This is a genomic window from Streptomyces sp. DH24 (assembly GCF_029813775.1).
Classification (GTDB): domain Bacteria; phylum Actinomycetota; class Actinomycetes; order Streptomycetales; family Streptomycetaceae; genus Streptomyces.
Genome location: NZ_JARVKW010000037.1, coordinates 37,167 through 54,636 on the forward strand (window position 1 = coordinate 37,167; position 17,470 = coordinate 54,636).

16 protein-coding genes and 1 pseudogene are annotated in these 17,470 nt (G+C 73.1%); 9 read left to right on the forward strand and 8 right to left on the reverse strand.

Annotated elements, in window-relative coordinates; genetic code table 11:
* Nucleotides 1–39: 39 nt before the first annotated feature.
* Genes QC282_RS25385 through QC282_RS25395 form a run of 3 tightly spaced genes read left to right on the forward strand, consistent with a single transcriptional unit; the run spans nucleotide 40 to nucleotide 2,947 of the window.
* A complete protein-coding gene (locus tag QC282_RS25385; RefSeq protein ID WP_279551907.1) occupies nucleotides 40–948 on the forward strand; it encodes a hypothetical protein in 909 nt (302 codons plus the stop codon).
* Nucleotides 945–1,865 (forward strand): hypothetical protein, encoded by a 921-nt coding sequence (locus QC282_RS25390; RefSeq protein WP_279551879.1) that lies wholly within the window; start codon nucleotides 945–947, stop codon nucleotides 1,863–1,865. The genes QC282_RS25385 and QC282_RS25390 overlap by 4 nt, the downstream gene beginning before the upstream one ends.
* On the forward strand, nucleotides 1,862–2,947 hold the full coding sequence (locus QC282_RS25395; protein ID WP_279551880.1) for a serine hydrolase: 1,086 nt from the start codon (nucleotides 1,862–1,864) through the stop codon (nucleotides 2,945–2,947). Before QC282_RS25390 ends, QC282_RS25395 begins: the two co-directional genes overlap by 4 nt.
* A gap of 71 nt (nucleotides 2,948–3,018) precedes the next feature.
* Here QC282_RS25395 and QC282_RS25400 read toward each other — a convergent pair whose 3' ends face one another.
* Together QC282_RS25400 and QC282_RS25405 are read right to left on the reverse strand one after the other, a co-directional pair.
* Nucleotides 3,019–4,398, reverse strand: a complete 1,380-nt coding sequence (locus tag QC282_RS25400; protein WP_279551881.1) for a carbohydrate-binding protein — start codon at nucleotides 4,396–4,398, stop codon at nucleotides 3,019–3,021.
* Between the two features lie 171 nt (nucleotides 4,399–4,569).
* A complete protein-coding gene (locus tag QC282_RS25405) occupies nucleotides 4,570–6,234 on the reverse strand; it encodes an alkaline phosphatase (protein ID WP_279551882.1) in 1,665 nt (554 codons plus the stop codon).
* 251 nt (nucleotides 6,235–6,485) lie between these two features.
* Between QC282_RS25405 and QC282_RS25410 the strand changes: the two genes are divergently transcribed.
* Complete coding sequence (locus QC282_RS25410; protein ID WP_279551883.1) at nucleotides 6,486–7,502, forward strand: sigma-70 family RNA polymerase sigma factor; 1,017 nt, start codon at nucleotides 6,486–6,488, stop codon at nucleotides 7,500–7,502.
* Nucleotides 7,503–7,589: 87 nt separating this feature from the next.
* Here the strand turns inward: QC282_RS25410 and QC282_RS25415 are convergent, their stop codons facing one another.
* Genes QC282_RS25415 through QC282_RS25425 form a run of 3 tightly spaced genes read right to left on the reverse strand, consistent with a single transcriptional unit; the run spans nucleotide 7,590 to nucleotide 9,390 of the window.
* The gene (locus QC282_RS25415; RefSeq protein WP_279551884.1) at nucleotides 7,590–8,345 is read right to left on the reverse strand and encodes a metallophosphoesterase; all 756 of its coding nucleotides are present in this window, start codon (nucleotides 8,343–8,345) and stop codon (nucleotides 7,590–7,592) included.
* A complete protein-coding gene (locus tag QC282_RS25420; RefSeq protein ID WP_279551885.1) occupies nucleotides 8,342–8,629 on the reverse strand; it encodes a BON domain-containing protein in 288 nt (95 codons plus the stop codon). The genes QC282_RS25415 and QC282_RS25420 overlap by 4 nt, the downstream gene beginning before the upstream one ends.
* Nucleotides 8,626–9,390 carry a nucleotidyltransferase family protein gene (locus QC282_RS25425; RefSeq protein WP_279551886.1) on the reverse strand — a complete coding sequence of 255 codons (765 nt, stop codon included), beginning with the start codon at nucleotides 9,388–9,390 and terminating at the stop codon, nucleotides 8,626–8,628. Before QC282_RS25425 ends, QC282_RS25420 begins: the two co-directional genes overlap by 4 nt.
* Before the next feature lie 172 nt (nucleotides 9,391–9,562).
* Between QC282_RS25425 and QC282_RS25430 the strand changes: the two genes are divergently transcribed.
* The 3 genes from QC282_RS25430 to QC282_RS25440 all read left to right on the forward strand — a co-directional run bounded on the left by QC282_RS25430 (nucleotide 9,563) and on the right by QC282_RS25440 (nucleotide 11,941).
* Complete coding sequence (locus QC282_RS25430; RefSeq protein WP_279551887.1) at nucleotides 9,563–10,015, forward strand: flavodoxin family protein; 453 nt, start codon at nucleotides 9,563–9,565, stop codon at nucleotides 10,013–10,015.
* 116 nt (nucleotides 10,016–10,131) lie between these two features.
* Nucleotides 10,132–10,704, forward strand: coding sequence for a TetR/AcrR family transcriptional regulator (locus QC282_RS25435; protein ID WP_279551888.1), 573 nt, complete (start codon nucleotides 10,132–10,134; stop codon nucleotides 10,702–10,704).
* A gap of 52 nt (nucleotides 10,705–10,756) precedes the next feature.
* Nucleotides 10,757–11,941: a GDSL-type esterase/lipase family protein gene (locus tag QC282_RS25440; RefSeq protein ID WP_279551889.1), complete on the forward strand. Its 1,185-nt coding sequence runs from the start codon at nucleotides 10,757–10,759 to the stop codon at nucleotides 11,939–11,941.
* Nucleotides 11,942–11,987: 46 nt separating this feature from the next.
* On the opposite strand, the pseudogene QC282_RS25445 reads toward QC282_RS25440, so the two are convergent.
* Nucleotides 11,988–12,326: pseudogene (locus tag QC282_RS25445) on the reverse strand (ABC transporter substrate-binding protein); the annotation flags it as partial.
* A gap of 69 nt (nucleotides 12,327–12,395) precedes the next feature.
* On the opposite strand from QC282_RS25445, the gene QC282_RS25450 reads away from it, so the two are divergent.
* Nucleotides 12,396–13,022, forward strand: coding sequence for a hypothetical protein (locus tag QC282_RS25450; protein ID WP_279551890.1), 627 nt, complete (start codon nucleotides 12,396–12,398; stop codon nucleotides 13,020–13,022).
* A gap of 45 nt (nucleotides 13,023–13,067) precedes the next feature.
* On the opposite strand, the gene katG is transcribed toward QC282_RS25450, so the two are convergent.
* Nucleotides 13,068–15,284, reverse strand: coding sequence for a catalase/peroxidase HPI (katG, locus tag QC282_RS25455; protein WP_279551891.1), 2,217 nt, complete (start codon nucleotides 15,282–15,284; stop codon nucleotides 13,068–13,070).
* A 24-nt stretch (nucleotides 15,285–15,308) separates the two neighbouring features.
* Complete coding sequence (locus QC282_RS25460; RefSeq protein ID WP_279551892.1) at nucleotides 15,309–15,755, reverse strand: Fur family transcriptional regulator; 447 nt, start codon at nucleotides 15,753–15,755, stop codon at nucleotides 15,309–15,311.
* An 800-nt stretch (nucleotides 15,756–16,555) separates the two neighbouring features.
* Here QC282_RS25460 and QC282_RS25465 point away from each other — a divergent pair.
* On the forward strand, nucleotides 16,556–17,452 hold the full coding sequence (locus QC282_RS25465) for a winged helix-turn-helix domain-containing protein (protein WP_279551893.1): 897 nt from the start codon (nucleotides 16,556–16,558) through the stop codon (nucleotides 17,450–17,452).
* The last annotated feature ends 18 nt before the right edge of the window (nucleotides 17,453–17,470 follow it).

The window sequence follows — 17,470 nt, forward strand, 5'->3', positions numbered from 1 at the left end:
AAGGCCGAGCGGGCCGCGGACCCCGAACAGGTCGGACAGCTGGCACGGACCGCGCTGGCCTGGGTCGACGCGCACCGCGAGGACTTCGCGCTCGGCGACGACGCCCTGGCCCGCGACGGCCGCGTGAACAGCAGCTGGAAGCCGCTCGGAGAACTGGCCCGGGTCTGCGGCAGCATCCGCGCGAACACCGCGCCCACGGACCCGCTGCACACCCGCGCCGGCGACCTGCTGGAGTTCGCCTGGGCCCAGACCGGCCACGGCGAGCTGTTCCTCCGGCTGCAACGACTGGAGCCGTTCGCGACGTACCCGCTGGAGGTGTACGCGGCCTTCGCCGCCGCCGGCCTGCGCCACCCCGGTTACGAGACCGACGTCGCCCGCGTCGCCCGCACCCGCGGCTGGCGGCTCACGGAACAGGACCCGACCCGCCACCTCGGCGTGCTCAGCGCCGAGCGGAGCACCGGCATGAGCCGTCCCGGCCGCGCGGAACCGGCCCTGCGGCGGACCTGGCTCGGCGGCCTGCCGGAACCGTGGACCTTCGAGCGCGACGCCGGATACGCCCTCACGCACGTGGTCTTCCACCTCACCGACTGGGGCCGCGCCCCCGACGGCGTACCCCCGGACCTCGCCGCCTACCTGGCCCACTGGCTGCCGCCCTGGCTCGACACCTGCCTGGAGGCCGGGATGTGGGACCTGAGCTGCGAGCTCCTGGCCGTCGCGGCGAGCCTGCCACGGCCACCGGAGTCCGCCGTGCCGAACGACTCGTGGACCCGGCTCGCGGCCGCGCAGAGCGCCTCGGGCGCCATCCCGGAAGAGGGCCCCGGCGATCCGGCGCAGGCCGCCCGCGACGACGCAACGGACCCCGGACAGGACTTCTACCGCTGCTACCACTCCACCCTGATGGCCGCGTTCGCCGCCACCCTCACCATCGGACAAGGAGCGCCGGCATGACCGACACGCGCCTGATGCACACCGTCGGAGTGCGCGCCCTCGAATGGCTCTGGGCGCACCGCGACGGTTTCCGGCTGGAACCCGACGTCGACCCCGAGGTGGGGTTCCTCGAACGCTTCAAACCGATCGGCGAACTGGCCCTGATCTGCAGGGTGCTGTTCCGCGAGGGCGTCGCGGGCTCGAAGCAGGCCCAGCTGGCCGGCCAACTCCTCGACCACGTCTGGCGGGAGACCCTGGACGGCGGCGCGATGCTGGTGCGCGGCCAGCGGACAGAGCCCATCTCACCCATCCCGTTCGAGGTGTACCTGCCGTTCCGGGAACTCGGCTACAGCCGGCCCGACCTGGAACGGGCCGTCGTCCTCAACCATCGGCTCGACAGCTGGGTGGCGTTCGAGACCACGCCCACCCGCCGCCTGGGCCTGTCCGCCTTCCAGCGCCGCTTCGGCCTGCGTCCCCGCCCCCCGGAGAGCGACGCGGTCGGCGCCACCTGGCTGGCCCGCACCCCCGAACCGTGGACCGTCGAGGGCCACATCGCCTACGACATCACCCACGCCGTCTTCCACCTCACCGACTGGGGCGAGAAACCGCAGGGCCTGCCGCCCCACGTCGCCGACTACCTGGCCACCTGGCTGCCCGTGTGGATCGACGACTGGCTGGACCTGCGGCGCTGGGACCTGCTCGGCGAACTGCTCATCGTCGACGCCTGCCTGCCCCGCCCCACCCTCGACGAACGCGCCTGGGAGGGCTTCGCCGCCGCCCAGCAGCCCGACGGCGCGATGCCCGCGGTGCGCACCATGCCCGAGGGTGCCCCCGACGAGGTGTTCGACATCGTCTACCACCCCACGCTGGTCGCCGCGTTCGCGTCCTTCCTGGCCACCTCCCGTGCCCTGACCGCGCTGGCGCACACCGCGTCATGACCGCCCCGGCGACACCCTGGCCCGGCGCTCCGCCTGACACCGGTACCGAGACGGCACCGCCCCGCGCCGGCCACGACGCCGCGGGACTGCGGGACCGGCTCGAAGCGGCCGTCGACGCCGCCGACGCCCCCGACGCCGTCTTCGCCGCGTCCCGGGGCGGCCACCGCGTGGTGTGCGCGGGCGGCACGGCGCCGCCCGGGCCGGTGCCCCGGCAGGACCTGCGCTACGAGATCGGCTCCGCCACCAAGGCGTTCACCGGACTGCTGCTGGCCGCCCTCATCGACAGCGGCCCGCTGACCGGCCGGGAGCCCGCCGCCGCGTACCTCGGTCCCGGACGCGGACGGGCGGCGCCCGACGCGGTGACGCTCGGGCACCTGATCACCCACACGTCCGGACTGCCGTGTCTGCCGGCCGGGTTCTACGCCCGCGCCCTGCCCGGCTGGCGCACCAACCCGTACGCCCGCTACCCGGCCCCCCGCGTGATCGACGCCTTCCTGCGGTACCGCCCCCGGCACCGGCCCGGCACCCGGTGGCGCTACTCCAACTTCGGCGTCGCCGTGCTCGGCCACGCGCTGGCCGCCGCCACCGGCACGCCCTGGGAGGACCTCCTGACCGACCGCGTCCTGCGCCCGCTCGGCCTGGACGGGACCGCTCTGAACGCCACCGGTGCGCACACCGACGCCGTCGGCCACACCAAGGACGGCGAACGCCCCGTACCCGCCTTCGACGCCGGGGGATTCCAGGCGGCCGGCGCCGTGCGGGCCACCCCGCACGATCTGCTCACCTTCCTCGAAGCCCACGCCGACCCCGGGGGATCGGTTCTCGCCGGGGCGTTGCGTGCCGTGCGCCGGCCCGTGCTGCGGCGCGGGCTCGGGCACCGGCACGTGCACACCGTCAGCTGGTTCCGGCACCCGGCCGACGGCGGGCCCATGTACTTCCACAGCGGGGCCACCCTCGGCCAGCAGGCCTTCATCGGCTTCCGGCCGGACACCGGCACGGCTCTGGCCGCCGTGTGCACCCGCCGCTTCCGGCCGAACGACCCGTTCACCGCCGCCGCGTACGCGTTCCTCTCCGAGCAGTAGCGCGACCGCACAGCGAGGCGGCGGGCACGGCCGTACCCCGGGCCCGCCGCCCCGCTGTGCCGCGGTAGGGGTCAGGCGCGCTGCCAGAGCGCCGGCGTGCCCGCGGGCTGCCACGCGTCCTGCGACTGGTGGCTCTGCAGGCACTGGTAGCGCACCCCGTTGTGGGTGACCGTGGCCCCGGCCTCGTACACCCGGCCCGCGGCCCAGGCCCGCGCCACCGCCTGGTCCTGCGGAGCCGGGGTCACCGAATGCCCGGTCCCGGTCTTCAGGGTCAGCCCGAACTTTTCCAGCAGCGGGTTGACCGGCTGGTAGAACGTGGTCCCGCCGGACTTGCAGTCGCCCGTGCCGCCGGAGGTGACGCCCTGCGCCTGGGCGCCCGCGACGAACGGGCCGCCGGAGTCGCCCGGTTCGGCGCACACCGTCGTCTGCGTCAGACCGTCGACCGTCCCCTCGGAGTAGCTCACGCTCGTGTCGTGCTGCTCGACCGTGCCGCAGTGCCAGCCGGTCGTCGACCCGGACCGGCACACCGATGCCCCCACCAGCGCCTGCACCGAACCGGTGACCTGCACCTTCTTGTCGCCCTCGGCCTTCACGTCGGCGGTCGCGGTCCAGGCGTCGTTGACGCTCACCCAGGCCATGTCCCGGCCGGGGAACGTGGAGGCCTCGAAGGCGCCCTGGTCCGCCTTGTTGAAGCCGGTCGTCTTGGCGCCGGGCTTCCCGCAGTGCCCCGCCGTGGCGAAGCCCTGCTGCTGGCCCTTGGTCACCGAGAAGCCGATCGAGCAGCGGGCGGAGCCGTCGATGTAGTACGCGTCACCGCCGGTGATGTTCTCCAGCAGCCGCGGCCGGTTCTCCGACACCCGGACGGTCACGCTCGCGCTCTGGAGCCCGGCGGCCTTGACGAAGGAGGCCGCGGCCGACTCGGTGGTGGCCGCCACCGCGACCCGGTTGGCCGGCACGTCCACGTACCACAGCGGCGTCTCACGGGTGTTGCCCCGCGCCGCCGCTGCGTCGAGCTTCTCCTTCGCGGCCCGCAGGGAGGCCAGCGAGTTCTTGACGACGGCGGCCCGCGCGCCCTGGGCCTCGATGGTGGCCACGTCGTCGGCGCCGGTCGTCGCGACGGTGAGCCGCTCGGACGTCACCCCGCTCACCCACGCCCCGGCGAACCGCTCGCCCAGCGCGTTGCGCAGCCGTCCCGCGCGCGTCCCGGCCTCCGCCTCGTTGACGAGCCGCCGCGTCGCCTGAGCGGGCGTCAGCCTCAGATCGCGCTGCAGCGCGCGCAGCATCTCGGCCGACGGCTTGTCCGCGCCCAGCGTCTGCGCGGCGCCCGGCAGCGGGCCCGGCAGGGGCGGCGGAGGCTCGGCCGCGACGGCCGCGGCCGACTGGGTGAGGAGCAGCGCGCCGATTGCGGTCAGGGCGGCGCGACGGCCGGTCGCGGGATGTCTGTGGACCATTCGACTGTCTCCTTCGCTGGGAACAAAGTGAGGGCGATGCAGGACTCGGCACCTGCGCGGCGGACACGGCCTAGACCTAGCCGTGCCGGTCCGCGCGGATGCGGCCGGTGCCCGGCATTCGCGCTTTGGTGCCGCAAAGGGACCGCCAGGTGCAGTACGCCCGCCGCGGCGTCACACGCGCTGCAGTCCGGGGGAGCCCGCCTCGGTGACGAAGGACGCGGCCGTGGTGACGGGAGCGCCCGGCTTGGTCACGGCGGACACGGTCCGGTAGTCGGCCCGCGCCTCGCGCCGGTCGAACTCGACACAGACGTAGCCGCGCCTGCCGTCGTAGAACTTCATGTGGGGGTTGGCCGCCATGTAGGTGTCCCAGTTGGAGGGCCGCTCGGCGCCGTTGCCGCCACTGGTGACGGAGGTGCACGTCAGCTCCGTGCCCAGCGTGGCCGAACCCGGGTCGTCGAAGTCGGCCTTGATGTCGAAGGCGTAGGCGACGTGCACGTCTCCGGTGAGGACCATCCAGTTGGCGAGGCCGGCCGCCTTCGCACCCGCGACGATCCGGGCGCGCGAGGCGCGGTAGCCGTCCCAGGCGTCCATGGACAGCCGGGCGTCCGCGCCCAGTTCGAGCTTGCGCTGGGAGAAGCACACCTGTTGCGGCATCACGTGCCACAGCGCGTCCGAGGACCGCCAGCCGTCCAGCAGCCAGCGCTCCTGCGCGTCACCGGTGAGGGTGCGCGCCGGGTCGTCGGACTCGGGGCCCGGAGCGTGCGGCCGGTCGCCGTAGGCCTGGTCGGAGCGGTACTGCCGGGTGTCCAGGACGTCGAACTGGGCGAGGTCTCCCCAGCGCAGCCGCCGGTACAGCTGCGCGTCGGGACCCTTCGGGAGCTGGGCGGCGCGCAGCGGCTGGTTCTCCCAGTACGCGCGGTAGGCCGCGGCGCGCCGTGCGAGGAACTGCTCGGGCGGGCCGCCCCGTTCGTCGATGGCACCGGCGTAGTTGTTCTCGGTCTCGTGGTCGTCCCAGGCGACGACGAAGGGATGGGCGGCGTGCGCCGCCTGCAGATCCGCGTCGGACTTGAACAGGGCGTACCGCAGCCGGTAGTCGGTGAGGGTGACGGTCTCCCGGTTGAACACGTCGGGCAGTCTGACGTCGGTGTAGCGGCGGGCACCGCCCGCCTGGTCCACCGGGTACTCGTACAGGTAGTCGCCGAGGTGGAAGACCAGGTCGACGTCCTCCCGCGCGAGGTGCCGGTGCGCGGTGTAGTAGCCGTCGTGGTAGGCCTGGCAGGCGACGGAGGCGAGCCGCATCGACGTCGTGTACGCGCCCGCCTCCGGCGCGGTGCGGGTCCGGCCGACCGGACTGATCCAGGCGCCGACCCGGAAGCGGTAGTAGTAGTGGCTGTCCGGGGTCAGGCCGCCGACGTCGACGCGGACGCTGTGGCCGTACTCGGGATGGGCGTTGGCCACGCCCTCGCGCACGACGAGCGCGAACCACTCGTCCATCGACACTTCCCACTGCACGGCGACGCGCTGTCCGCCCAGTCCGCCGTCGGCCTCGAACGGGGCGGGCGCGAGCCGCGTCCACAGCAGCACCGAGTCGGGCAGCGGATCACCGGAGGCCACACCGAGCGTGAACGGGTCGTCGGTGATGCGGGCGGCGTCGAGTTCGGGCGCGGCGGTCGCGCCCCGGGCCGGCAGGTTCGTACCGAAGGCGAGGGCCGCCGCCGCGGCGGTGACGGTGAGGAAACGACGGCGGGCGAGATGCGGCGCCGCGGCGCGCAGCACCTCGTCGTGGGAGGAGAGCGCGGGCTCGGACAGCGTTCTGTGACGGCCCGTGGGCGCCATGGAGGGTCCTCTCGTACGGTGCGCGGGCTGACGGACGAGCAGCCCGCCGGACGCAGACCTGGATGCTAAGCAGACAAAATGCGTAACCCGGGTGAGGCGTGCGGGGTGATCAGGGGCGATCACACGAGAGGACCACGGCGGTATGAGGGGTGTGTGACGAGGCTCCTGGTGCCGCAGTGATATGTGAGGTTCGCGGTGTTTTGTCCGGGTACCCGAGCGGCCCGCAAACGGAGGGGACGGAGGAACCGACGATGTCTCCCCTGGCAGCACCCTTTGTGACGGACCCCGGCGCGGACCGCCGGGAACCCGTGCGCAGCACTCGCCCGCGCCGCGACAGCGGCCCCGACCAGGAACCCGACCTGCTGGGCTGGTATCTGCGGCAGATCGCGGCCACCCCGCTGCTCACCGGGCCGGAGGAAGTACGCCTGGGCCGCCGCATCGAGGCCGGCGCGCGCGCCGCGGAGGAACTGCGGCGCGCCGACGGCGGAACACGCGAACCGGCCCCGGGACGGCGCCGCGAACTGGAGGAGACCGTACGCGACGGCCGGCAGGCCCGGGACCACATGGTGCGCGCCAACCTCCGCCTGGTGGTGGCGATGGCCAGGCGTCACGCCCACCGCGGGCTGCCCCTGCTGGACGTCATACAGGAGGGCAACCTCGGACTCATACGGGCCGTCGAGAAGTTCGACCACACCAACGGCTACAAGTTCTCGACGTACGCCACCTGGTGGATCCGGCAGTCCATCGAACGGGGCCTCGCGGCACACGCCCGCACCGTCCGGCTGCCACTGCACGTACTGGAGCAACTGCACAGACTCGCCCGCGTCGAACGGCGCCTCCAGCTCAGCCTCGGCCGCGAGCCCACCGCCGAGGAGGTCGCCAGGGACGGCGGCATCGACCTGGACAAGGTGTTCTGGCTGCGCCGCGTGGGACGGCAGGCGGTCAGTCTCGACACGCCCGTCGACGAGACCGGCGAGACCGTGGTGGGCGACCTCATCCCCGACACCGACGTCCTGCAGGCCCCCGACCTCGCCGAACAGCGGGCGCTCGCCGAGGAGTTGAGGGAGGCCGTCGGCACGCTCGAACCCCGCGAGGCCCGCATCCTCAGCCTGCGCTACGGGCTTCACGACGGCCGGGCCCGCACCCTGGAGCAGGTGGCCCAGCACGTGGGCCTGACCCGCGAGCGCGTCCGTCAGCTGGAGAAGCAGTCACTGATCCGGCTGCGGGAACGCGAGACCGGCGCGCGGCTGATGGCCTGGGCGAGCTGACGCCCCGCAGGACGACCACATGACGAAGGCCCCGCCGACCCGGCGGGGCCTTCGCCCGACTCCTCAACGCCTCAGCCGGTCAACGCCTCAGCCGGCAGCGGCGCCCAGCGCCGAACGCTCCCGGGCCGGCAGGTGGTAGACGTGGAACGCCCGCCCGATCACGGGCTGGGCCACGTTGCGCACCCGCACCCCGCCGCTCGTCATGCCGTGCTCGGTGCCCGCGTGCGCGTGCCCGTGCACCGCGAGATCGGCGCCCGCCGTGTCGATCGCCTCGGCCAGCAGATAGCTGCCGAGGAACGGATAGATCTCCAGCGGCTCGCCCGCCAGCGTCTCCGGCACGGGGGAGAAGTGCGTGAGGGCGACCCGCACGTCGCACCCCTCCTCGTCCAGCGCCTCCAGCGACGTCCGCAGACCGTCCGCGCAGTCCCGCGAGTGCTGCACGAACTCCTTCATCACGCGCTCGCCGAACTCGCCCGCGCAGCGCCCGGCGAAACCGCCGCCGAACCCCTTCGTGCCGGCCACGCCGATCCGGGTCCGCCCGTCGTCCAGGACCGTGCTCTGCCCCTCGAGAACCCGTGCGCCGGCGTCCCGGAGGATGTCCGAGACCTCGTCCGGACGGTCGTCGTGATGGTCGTGGTTGCCGAGCACGGCGACGACCGGGACGGCGAGCCCGTGGATCTCCCGGGCCACCACCCGGGCCTCCTCGGGCGTGCCGTGCCGGGTGAGGTCCCCGGCCAGCAGAAGGACGTCGGCGCACTCGGGCAGCGTCTCGAACGCCGGGCGGAGGACGCCCTGGCTGTCGGGACCCATGTGGATGTCTCCGACGGCTGCGATCCGGATCATGCCAGCTCCTCCGCGTGATCGGGGGACGACGGCTCGGCGACGACGAGGTCGCAGTGCACCGGATGCCCGGACAGCGCCTGGCGGGCGACGCGCTCGATCTCGTCGCGGCAGTGCACGGACGGCACGGTGCCGCTGATCAGCACCGCGTCCCCGTGCACCTCGACCCGGACGCCCAGTTCGCCGAGCGGGCCCTGCGCGAACCGCTCGTGGAGGTGGGCGACGCGGTAGTCCAGGTTCTGGGCCGCCGGAGCGTCGGATGCCTGCTCGGGACCACGCTCGGTCATGACTGCTCCTTCCGCGGTGCGATGACGTTCAGACGTTCCAGGAGGAACAGGAAGGCGGCGGACATCGGTGCGTCGCCGCAGTCGTCGCGCACCCGCTCCCAGTCGACCCGCTCGCGCAGCGCGCGGGCGATCGGCAGGACCGCGCCGAAGTCGCAGTGGTGCTCCGAGAAGGCCGACAGCAGGCTGCGCACCAGATCCGTCGGCGACAGGACGGGCATGCGCACCGAGTCGACCGGGACCTCCTCGGCGCGGTCGAGCATCTCCGCGCTCACGGGCTGCTGGGCCAGTTCGAAGATGATGTCGATGTTCTGGCCGTAGCAGGTGGCCTTGATCAGCCAGTCCTCCGGAGGCGTGCGCACCTCGATGCCCGCCTCGGCAAGGGTGGCCGCGACCGCCTCGGCGTCCTGGGGCCGGACGCAGAAGTCGGCGTCGTGCTGCAGGCTCTTGCTCACGCCGTGCGCGTAGGCGGCGACGCTGCCGGCCAGGGCGAAGCGGTGCTCCTTCTTCTTCAGCAGGGCGCCGACCCGCTTGGCCGCCTCCAGGATGGCCTGGCTGCGGTCGGGCGGCAGCTCCCCCTCGGCCAGCGGGACCGGCGGCGGACCCTCGGGCGGCAGGCTCTCCGGCGGCGGGCCGTCGGGCACCGCAGGACTCCGCGGCGGCGGCGTGTCGTCGAGCCGCGGCTGCTGCGGGTCCGTGGCCAGACGCAGATCGGGCGTCTCCGCTCGCCGGGCGAGGATCGCCTCTTCTCCGTGCTGCGTCATGACCACTCCTCCGTTTCGTCGTGCCGACCCGGGCCGTCCCGGGCCGTACCGGAGCCCCGGGCGGCCTCCGTGCCAGCTCTGAGTACCCGGCGTACGGCCTTCGACACGGCACGGCCGCGTGGCCGGCGACCTCACTTGCGGTGCGGCGGCGCGGCGGGGGAGGGTGCGGAGCGTGTCCACCTTGCTGATCGTCCATCACACCCCGTCCCCGAACTGCCAGGCCCTCTTCGAGGCCGTCGTCTCCGGGGCGACGGCACCGGAGATCGAGGGCGTCCGTGTGGAGCGCCGCGCCGCGCTGTCCGCCACCGCCTCCGACGTCCTGGCCGCGGACGCGTACCTGCTCGGCACCCCGGCCAACCTCGGCTACATGTCAGGCGCCCTGAAGCACTTCTTCGACCAGGTCTACTACCCCTGCCTGGACCAGACCCGGGGCCGTCCCTTCGGCTTCTACGTCCACGGCGGCAACGACGTCACGGGCGCGGTGCGCGGCATCGAGTCGATCACGACGGGACTGGGCTGGCGGCGGGCCGCCGACCCGGTCACCACGACGGGCGAGCCGGACAGGGCCGACATCGAGGCGTGCTGGGAACTGGGCGCGACGCTCGCGGCCGGGCTGATGGACTGACGCGGGCGCCGACCGCCCGCGCGCCCGGCCCGACGGGCCGTTTCCTAAAGGAGATGCCTGTCTGCCTATACTGTTTAGGCACATGGGCGTACGGCCCCGTCGACCGGGAGGAACACATGGCGCGCGCCGGACTGACCACGGAACGCCTGACGCGCGCGGGGGCCGAGCTCGCCGACGAGGTGGGCTTCGACCGGGTGACCGTCTCGGAGCTCGCCCGGCGGTTCGACGTGAAGGCCGCGAGCCTGTACTCGCACGTGAAGAACTCCCAGGACCTCAGGACGAGGATCGCCCTGCTGGCCCTGGAGGAACTCGCCGACCGGGCCTCCGGCGCGCTGGCCGGGCGGGCCGGCAAGGACGCCCTGGCCGCCCTCGCCAACGTGTACCGCGACTACGCGCGCGAGCATCCCGGCCGCTACGCCGCGGCCCAGACCAGGCTCGACCCGAAGACCACGGCCGCGAGCGCCGGCGTACGGCACGCGCAGCTGACGCGCGCGCTCCTGCGCGGCTACGACCTGGCCGAGCCGGACCAGACCCACGCGGTCCGCCTCCTCGGCAGCGTCTTCCACGGATACGTCAGCCTGGAGATGGGCGGCGGATTCAGCCACAGCGCACCCGACACCCAGGAGACGTGGACGCGCATCCTGGACGCCCTCGACGCCCTGCTGCGGAACTGGCCCGCGCCGCGCTGACCGCACCGCGAGCCCGTGACGCCCCCGCACCCCTACCGACAGGCACACAGTCATGCACCACCGGCCCGGCTGGATCACCACGCCCCTCACCGCCGACCTCGTCCGCGGCGCCCTCGACCTGGAGCACACCGGGCACGGCCTGCTCCCGCACCGGCTGCCCGCCCACGCCCGCGCGCAGTGCGCCGACCCCCAGCTCGCCATGGCCGAATCCCAGCCCTCCGGCGTACGCCTGGCCTTCCGCACCCGCGCCACCGCCGTCGAACTGGACACGCTGCCCACCAAGAGGGACTACGTGGGCGCCCCGCCGCGCCCCGACGGCGTCTACGAGCTGCTCGTCGACGGCCGCCCGGCGGGCCGGGCCACCGTGACCGGCGGCAACACCCTCGCCATCGACATGACCACGGGCTCCTTCGAGTACCGGCCCGGCCCGCCGGGCACCGTGCGCTTCACGGAACTGCCCGGCCGGGCGAAGGACGTCGAGATCTGGCTGCCGCACAACGAGACCACGGAACTCGTCGCGCTGCGCACCGACGCTCCCGTCGAACCCGTACCGGCGCGGGGCCGCAAAGTGTGGCTGCACCACGGCAGTTCGATCAGCCAGGGTTCCGACGCCGCCGGCCCGACGAGCACCTGGCCCGCGCGCGCCGCGCTGCTCGGCGGCGTGGAGCTGATCAACCTCGGCCTGGGCGGCGGCGCCCTGCTCGACCCGTTCACCGCCCGCGCGATGCGGGACACGCCCGCCGACCTGATCAGCGTCAAGATCGGCATCAATCTCGTCAACCAGGACCTGATGCGGCTGCGGGCCTTCACGCCCGCCGTGCACGGCTTCCTCGACACGATCCGGGAGGGACACCCGAGCACGCCGCTGCTGGTCCTCTCGCCGGTGTACTGCGCCATCCACGAGGACACGCCCGGCCCCAGCACGCCCGACCTCGGCCACCTGGGCGACGGGCGGCTGCTGTTCCGGGCCGCGGGCGATCCGGCGGGGCGGGCGAGCGGGCAGCTGACGCTGGGCGTCATCCGCGACGAGCTGCGCCGGATCGTGGAGCAACGGGCGGCCGACGACCCGGACCTGCATTACCTCGACGGCCGCGAACTGTACGGCGAGGCCGACTTCGCCGAGCTGCCGCTGCCCGACGGGCTCCACCCGGACGCCGCGGCCCACCGCCGCATGGGCGACCGTTTCGCGGAGCTGGCCTTCACCGGCGGCGGCCCCTTCGGCGACCGGGACACGTGACGCGTGTCGCCGGGACGCCCAGGGGCCGCCGCGACGGTGGTGGGTGCTACTTGGTGAGGTGGCGCTCCAGGTCGGCGAGGACCTCGTCGGCGGCCGTCACGCCGAGGCCGAGGTACCAGGTCTCGTCCGGCACGTCGTGGGCGTGACCGGCCTTGACCGCCTTGAGGTTCTTCCACAGCGGGTTGCCCTGGGCCCTGGACTTGTCGGTGGCCTTCGGGTCGCCGTAGACGCCGGTGAAGATGCAGTCGGCGTCGGCCTGGTCGATGTTCTCGGCACTGACCTCGGCGGCGAGGTCGTCCATGTCCTGGTTCTTCGGCCGCGGGATGCCCACGTCCTTCAGGACGGTGCCGATGAACGAGGCGTTGGCGTAGAGGCGGATCTCGGGGCCGTACGTCCTCGCGGCCGGTTCCGTGCCCTGCCGGATCGGTGTCCCGCACACCGCATTGGGGGAACGATGCAGAACACCCGCACCCGCCGCACCCGGATCGCCCTGTCTGTCCTGGGCTCCGGGGCCGCACTCGCCCTGGCCGCCGTCCCGGCGACGGCCGCGGCCGGTGCCCAGTCCTTTGACACACCCCGGTTCCTGGAGCCGGCCGAACTCCCGCCGCACCCGACGTCGCCCTGGTACGCCGGCCCGGTCACCGCCGGGCAGCCGGACCCGCTCCCGGTCTGCGTGGGCGAGGCGCTGCCGTCGATCTCCGCCCACCGCGCCCACTGGACGGAGTACGACACCAACGCGCTCCAGGTGACGGTGGTCGAGCGGGACGAGCAGCGGGCCGCCGCCTTCGCGGCGCTGCTGCGCAAGAGGCTCGCCGACTGTGCCAGGACGCTGATGGAGCAGTACCCGGACATCACCGCGCAGCAGAAGTACTACGGGAAGCTGTTCGTCGAGGAGGGCGCCCACGTCTACGGCGTGCACACCGAGGCCGAGTGGGGCGCGTCCGACATCGCCCTGTTCTCGGTGGGCCGGGACGGCAGGACCGTCACGGTCGTGAAGTGGGCGCAGATGGGCACCTTCTGGCACGCCCAGGTCGCCGACTTCCGGGTCACCACCGCCACGGCCGTCAACAAGCTGTACTGACGCGTCGGGGCCGGCCGACGGCGGTCGGCCGGCCCCGAGGCGGGATCAGACCAGGTCGAACCGGTCCAGGTTCATGACCTTGTCCCACGCCGCGACGAAGTCCGTCACGAACTTCTCCTTCGCGTCGTCGCTCGCGTAGACCTCGGCGAGCGCGCGCAGTTCGGAGTTGGAGCCGAAGACCAGGTCGGCACGGCTGCCGGCCCACTTCAGCTCACCGGTGGCGGCGTCCCGGCCCTCGAAGGTGGTCTGGTCCTCGGAGGTCGACTTCCACGTCGTGCCCAGGTCGAGCAGGTTGACGAAGAAGTCGTTGGTCAGCGCGCCCGGGGTCTTGGTGAGGACACCCAGCTGCGACTGCTGGTGGTTGGCGCCGAGCACGCGCAGACCACCGACGAGGACGGTCATCTCGGGGGCGCTCAGCGTGAGCAGGTTGGCCTTGTCGAGCAGCAGGAACTCGGCCGGCAGACGGTTGCCCTTGCCGAGGTAGTTGCGGAAGCCGTCCGCGGTCGGCTCCAGCGCGGCGAAGGACTCCGCGTCGGTGTGCTCCTCGGTCGCGTCGACACGGCCCGGCGTGAAGGGGACCTCGATGTCGAAGCCGGCGTCCTTGGCGGCCTTCTCGATCGCGGCGCAGCCGCCGAGCACGATCAGGTCGGCGAGGGACACCTTCTTGGCGCCGGTGTTGTACTCCTGCTGGATGCCCTCCAGGGCGCGCAGCACGACCGCGAGCCGGTCCGGGTCGTTGACCTCCCAGTTGCGCTGCGGCTCCAGACGGATCCGGGCGCCGTTCGCGCCACCGCGCTTGTCGCTGCCGCGGAACGTCGAGGCCGACGCCCACGCGGTGCCGACCAGCTCCGAGACGCTCAGGCCCGAGTCGAGGATCTTCGCCTTCAGCGCCGCGACGTCGGCGGCGCCGATGACCTCGCCCTCCGGCTCCGGCAGCGGGTCCTGCCAGAGCAGCGTCTCCTCCGGCACCTCCGGGCCGAGGTACAGCGACTTCGGGCCCATGTCACGGTGGGTCAGCTTGTACCAGGCGCGGGCGAAGGCGTCCGCGAACTGGTCGGGGTTCTCGTAGAAGCGGCGCGAGATCTGCTCGTAGACCGGGTCGAAGCGCAGCGCCAGGTCGGTGGTGAGCATCGTCGGGAGGTGCTTCTTCGCCGGGTCGTGCGCGTCCGGGATGATCGCCTCGGCGTTCTTCGCCACCCACTGCTTGGCGCCGGCCGGGGACTCGGTCAGCTCGTACTCGAACTCGAAGAGGTTCTTGAAGAAGCCGTTGCTCCACTGCGTGGGCGTGCTGGTCCAGGTCACCTCCAGGCCGGAGGTGATGGTGTCCGCGCCCTTGCCCGTGCCGAAGGTGTTCTTCCAGCCCAGGCCCTGCTCCTCCAGGGAGGCGGCCTCGGGGTCGGCGCCGACGTTGTCCGCCGGGCCGGCGCCGTGGGTCTTGCCGAAGGTGTGACCGCCGGCGATGAGGGCGACCGTCTCCTCGTCGTTCATCGCCATGCGGCGGAACGTCTCACGGATGTCGCGGGCCGCGGCCAGCGGGTCCGGGTTGCCGTTCGGGCCCTCGGGGTTGACGTAGATGAGGCCCATCTGGACCGCGCCGAGCGGGTTCTCCAGCTCGCGGTCGCCGGAGTAGCGCTCGTCGCCGAGCCAGGTGGTCTCCGGGCCCCAGTACACGTCCTCCTCGGGCTCCCAGACGTCCGCGCGGCCACCGGCGAAGCCGAAGGTCTCGAAGCCCATGGTCTCCAGGGCGACGTTGCCCGCGAGGATCATCAGGTCGGCCCAGGAGAGGTTCTGGCCGTACTTCTTCTTCACCGGCCACAGCAGGCGGCGGGCCTTGTCGAGGTTGGCGTTGTCCGGCCAGCTGTTGAGCGGGGCGAAGCGCTGCTGACCGGCGCCCGCGCCGCCGCGGCCGTCGCTGATGCGGTAGGTGCCGGCGCTGTGCCAGGCCATCCGGACGATGAGGGGGCCGTAGTGACCGAAGTCGGCGGGCCACCAGTCCTGCGAGGTGGTCAGCACCTGCGCGATGTCCCGCTTCACGGCCGGCAGGTCCAGGGACGTGAACGCCTCGGCGTAGTCGAACTCCTCGCCGAGGGGGTTCGCGACGGCGGGGTTCTTGGCAAGGATTTTGAGGTTGAGCCGTTCCGGCCACCACTGGCGGTTTCCGCCGCCCTGGGTCGGGTGAAGTGCGCGCCCGTGCGCGACGGGGCAGCCGCCTTCGCCCTCCGTCTTCGGGTCAGTGACGATTGCCTCGTGGTTCTCGGACATGGGAATCCTTCCAAGCTGGGCGGATCATGGTGCTGAGGAACTGCGAGCGGTGGAGCAGCCGGGGCACAGGCCCCAGTAGATGACCTCGGCCTCGTCGATCGAGAAGCCGCGGTCCTCGGACGCCGTCAGGCAGGGGGCCTCGCCGGTCGCGCATTCGACGTCGGCGACGACTCCGCAGGAGCGGCACACGAGGTGGTGGTGGTTGTCGCCGACCCTGCCCTCGAACCGGGCGGGGCTGCCCGCCGGCTCGATTCGGCGTATGAGCCCGGCCGCGGTGAGCGCGTGCAGGGCCTCGTACACGGCCGGCAGCGATATGTGACCGACCCGGTCCCGTACCCCGGAGGCGATCGCCTCGACTCCGAGGTGGTCACCGTCCCGGACGGTCTCCAGCAGAGCGACACGGGCAGCCGTCACCCGCAGGCCTGCGCTGCGCAGTTCCTGGGCGGTCGTCGGGGTCCGGGGCGCTGTCATGCCGACGAACACTACCGCCATAAACACGAAAGGTTAAGGAAAACGAGAAGTTCAGGTTTTCGACGGCCGCCGGACGGTCCCCCGACGGCCGCCGGACGGTCCCCCGACGGCCGCCGGACGGCCGCGGGCCGCCGCCCGCACCGCCGTCAGCAGCACGTACGCCCCCTGGGGACGCCCACGAGAAGGCGCCCCCAGGGGGCGTGTCCCGGCCCCCGGCAGACCGGTACGTTCCGGTCGGCCGCTCACCAGTGCTTCCACCCCCGTGGGAAGCCTGGCCGTGCCGACACGGAGGCCGGGGCCCCGGACGGTCACCTGTGTGCCAGGACGCCGACGATGCCGAGAGGCGAGCCTCTCGCGCGCATGGCTGCCCACCTCCTGCCCGAACGACGCCGCGCCGCACCGGTGTTGCCCGGGCCGCGAGTGGCACGGGTCCGGCCGTCGCGCGGCGTCGTCGCGCGACGGGGACGTGCGGCAGTGCGCCAGAGGTGCCGCGCACTGCCCGTGGCCCCGATGCTCGCCGACGCGTGCCCGGCACGGAAGCTTTTCGAACCTGCTCGAAAGGCGGCCGGCACACAGGCCGGAAGGCGTCCCGGAAGTCGGCCGGATGTCGCCTTACCGGCCCGGAATCACGGACGGCGCAGGGGCGTTGGAACAGAGGGATACAGGGGGCGCGGCGTCGGCGACGACGCCGTGGACACACGGGGGGACGACCGGTGGGCGGATGCTCGGTTCACGTAGGACGGCTCGACCGCGTACCGCTGGCCGTCAGCCCGCACCCGGGAGCGACGCTGTTCTCCCTGATGTTCCAGGTGCTCACCGGCACGACACCAGGAGTGCCCGCACCCCTGCGCGCCCTCGTGCGGCAGTCCCTGCCGCCGTCGCACGCGGCCGCCATGAGCGCCGTGTTCGCCTCCGCGTGCTGGGCTCCCGACGCGCTGTCCCTGACGCGCGACCTCGACGCCGGCGGCGAGGCGGCGGTCCCGGCCGAACTGGACGCGCTGGAACCGGACGCCCTCCTCGCCGAACTGCACCGGCAGTTCGGCGACACGCCGCCCGCCCGCTGGCGCGCCGCCGCGGCCCGCCCCCGCGAGTTCCTCGACGCCTACCGCGCCGCGGTGTACGCGGTGTGGCAGAACCTGCTCCCGGTGTGGCGGACGGCGGAGCCGTACGTGCGCCGGGAGCAGGAACGGATCGGCCTGGCGGCCGTGACCGGCACCCTGGACGTGCTCGTCGGTTCCCTCGGCGGGCGTGCCCGGTACGCGGACGGCGCGTTCACCCTGCCCCACGAGTGCCCCCACCACCTCGCCGAACTGGGGCAGCGGCGCGTCGTCCTGGTGCCGCTGGCCTCCGGATACAGCGCGGACACCTACAGCGCGGAGCGCGACGACGTGCTCTGGTTCGGCTACCCCCTGCCCGGCCTGGGGCAGGTCCTGGCCGACGTGGCACCGCAGGCGACGACCGGCGCCGATCGCCTGACCACCCTCCTCGGCCGGGCCCGCGCCGGCATTCTGCGCAGCGCCCGGCGCAGGCCCTCGCTGTCGGAGACCGCGCGCCACATCGGCCTGTCGGTGAGCACGGCGTCGTACCACTGCGACCAACTCACCGAGTCCGGCCTGCTGCTGAGGCAGCGTCAGGGCCAACAGGTCCGGCTGCACCTCACCGAGCGGGGCGACGCGCTCCTCGACCTGCTGACCTGAACGACCGCGGACCGGGCG